At 69.2% G+C, this 2,749-nt stretch carries 4 protein-coding genes; all 4 read left to right on the top strand.

Features of this window, described 5'->3' with window-relative positions; genetic code table 11:
• Nucleotides 1-88 precede the first annotated feature (88 nt).
• Complete coding sequence (locus tag RI841_RS15835; protein ID WP_310706594.1) at nt 89-886, top strand: RnfABCDGE type electron transport complex subunit B; 798 nt, start codon at nt 89-91, stop codon at nt 884-886.
• Nucleotides 887-893: 7 nt separating this feature from the next.
• The gene (gene nth, locus RI841_RS15840) at nt 894-1,529 is read left to right on the top strand and encodes an endonuclease III (RefSeq protein ID WP_310706595.1); all 636 of its coding nucleotides are present in this window, start codon (nt 894-896) and stop codon (nt 1,527-1,529) included.
• A gap of 126 nt (nt 1,530-1,655) precedes the next feature.
• Complete coding sequence (locus tag RI841_RS15845) at nt 1,656-2,405, top strand: YdcF family protein (RefSeq protein ID WP_310706596.1); 750 nt, start codon at nt 1,656-1,658, stop codon at nt 2,403-2,405.
• An 85-nt stretch (nt 2,406-2,490) separates the two neighbouring features.
• Nucleotides 2,491-2,749: hypothetical protein (locus tag RI841_RS15850; protein ID WP_310706597.1), on the top strand; the 259-nt coding region annotated here is incomplete at its 3' end.

Consider the following 2,749-nt stretch of genomic DNA (forward strand, 5'->3'; position numbering starts at 1 on the left):
GCTCGCCGCCGGCAACGACGAGGGCATCTATCTCCTCGGCCCCGACGCCGGCGCCGAGCCGGGCCAGCGGGTGCGCTGAGTCGCCAACGTGACGGAGACCGACGCCCGCTCCCGGACCGCGCTGATCGAGGCCATCGATGCCGAGCTGCCCCAGACCCAGTGTGGCAAGTGCGGCCAGCCCGGCTGTCGCCCCTATGCCGAGGCCATCGTCGACGGCGAGGCCATCAATCGCTGTCCGCCCGGCGGAGAGGCTACCGTGGCCCGGCTGGCGGCGCTGACCGGTCGTGCGCCGCTGCCGCTGGCCGAGCCCGCCCAGTCGCCGCTGGTAGCGTCGATCCGCGAGGCCGAGTGCATCGGCTGCACCAAGTGCATCCAGGCCTGCCCGGTGGATGCCATCCTCGGGGCGTCCAAGCGCATGCACACGGTCATCGTCGATGAGTGCACCGGCTGCGAGCTGTGCGTGGCGCCCTGCCCCGTGGACTGCATCGACCTGCTGCCTCACCCCGCCTGGGAAGCCGCCGAGAGCGATGAGGCGCGCGAGGCCTACCTGGCCCGCCGCGCCGAGCAAGGTCGCCGTCGTCATCACGCCCGCCAGCAGCGCCTGGCCCGGGAGGCTCGGGAGAGGCGCATGGAGCGCCAGAAGCGGCTGATTCAGCAGCGTCAGCGGTCGGGGCCGGGCAGCGCTGTCGGCCCCGGGCCGCAGCGCCAGCGTCAGATGGCCGTCAATGCCGCCGAACAGGCCCTGCGTCGAGCCAGGCAGCAGCTGGCCCACGCCGAGCGCCAGGGCGAGGCCAACGCGATCGAGGCGGCCCGGGGACAGGTCGACAGCGCCAGCCGGCTGCTCGATGACGCACGGGCCGCCCTCTATCACGTCTCCTCTCCATGAGCCGAGCATGAACGCCCAGAAACGCTACGAGATCTTCGCGCGGCTGCGCGACCACAACCCCGAGCCAACCACCGAACTGCACTGGACCACCCCCTTCGAGCTGCTCGCCGCGGTGCTGCTCTCGGCCCAGGCCACCGACGTGGGGGTGAACAAGGCCACCGCCCGGCTCTTCCCGGTGGCCAACACGCCCCAGGCAATCCTCGAGCTGGGCCTCGACGGCCTCAAGGCGCACATCCGGACCATCGGCCTCTACAACACCAAGGCCGAGAACCTGATGAAGACCTGCCGGATCCTGGTCGAGCAGCACGGCGGCGAGGTACCCCGCACCCGCAAGGCCCTCGAGGCCCTGCCGGGCGTCGGCCGCAAGACCGCCAACGTCATCTTGAACACCGCCTTCGGTGAACCCACGATCGCCGTGGATACTCATATCTTCCGCGTGGCCAACCGCACCGGGATCGCCAAGGGCAAGGACGTGGTCGAGGTCGAAAGGAAGCTGCTGCGGCATGTGCCCAGAGAGTTTCGCCAGGATGCTCACCACTGGCTGATCCTCCACGGGCGCTACACCTGTCTGGCCCGCAAACCCCGCTGCGGCAGTTGCGTCATTGAGGACCTTTGCGAGTACCAGGAGAAGACCCAGCTGTGACAGGCGCCCACGCTGGCCTGCTGCGGCGCCTATCGCTGAGCGTAAATGCGATAGCCCTGGGGTCCTAGGTGGCACAAGTGCCCGCCAGCTGGTTCACTGGCAGCATGCTCACCAAGGAAACCGCCCATGGAAGCGCTGAAGTATCTCCTGCTGCCTCCCATGATCAATGTCCTGCTGATCCTTGCCGGCCTGGTCCTGGGCGCTCGCCGGCTGGTCGGCGGCCTGCTGGTCACCTTGGGACTGGCCAGCCTGCTGGCCCTCTCCACCCCGCTGGCAAGCCACGTCCTGCGCCAGGGGCTCGAGCCTGCCGTCCTGGCCAGTGCGGGCCAACTGAGCCAGGCCCAGGCCATCGTGATCCTCGGTGGCGGACGCGACTACGCCTCACCGGAATTCGGCTGGGGGGATACCCCGTCCAATGCCAGCTGGCGTCGGCTGGCCTATGGCGCTCATCTGCACCGCAAGACCCGGCTGCCGATCCTGGTCAGTGGCGGCCGCGCACACGACGAGCACAGCGCCGAGGCGAGCCTGATGGCAGCGGCGTTGCGCGAAGTATTCGAGGTGCCCGTTCGCTGGATGGAAGGGCGCAGCCGCAGCACCGCCGAGAATGCCCGCTACACCGCCGAGATGCTGGGGGGCGAGGGTATCGAGCATGTCGCGCTGGTCTCCCAGGCCTGGCATCTGCCAAGGGCAGTAGCAGAGTTCGAGCGGGTCGGCCTGTCCGTCACGGCCGCGCCGACCGAGTTCGCAAGCACCGCACCGACGGGCATTCACGCCGTGATCCCGCGCGCCTACCACCTTCACCAGAGCACCCGCGCCCTGCATGAGTGGCTGGGACGGGCCGAACTGGCACTACGCAACCAGTTGCTGCGCCGCTGAGACTGACCCCAAAGTCGAAGCGCCACACCTCCCGGGAGACGCTAGGCTGGCCACTTCATCCCGTCCCATCGACACAAGGCTCGACATGCTGGACCTGCTGATCCCCCTCTCCCTGACCACCGCCTTCGGCGCTCTCATCGGCACACTCTGCCGGCTGACGCGCTGGCCCGGCCGTGAGCGCCCCCTGCTCTTCCCAGTGGTGGGCTTCGTTGCCGGCATCACGGCCTTCTTCATCCATCTGGTGCTCAACTGGGTGACCGGCGCGCCGGCGTGGTGGCTGCCGGTACTGGTCATCATTCAGGTCTGGCTGTGGCTGGGGCCGCTGGGCCCCGGGCGCAGACTCG

The sequence above is a fragment of the Halomonas sp. genome, assembly GCF_031581305.1.
GTDB lineage: Bacteria > Pseudomonadota > Gammaproteobacteria > Pseudomonadales > Halomonadaceae > Halomonas.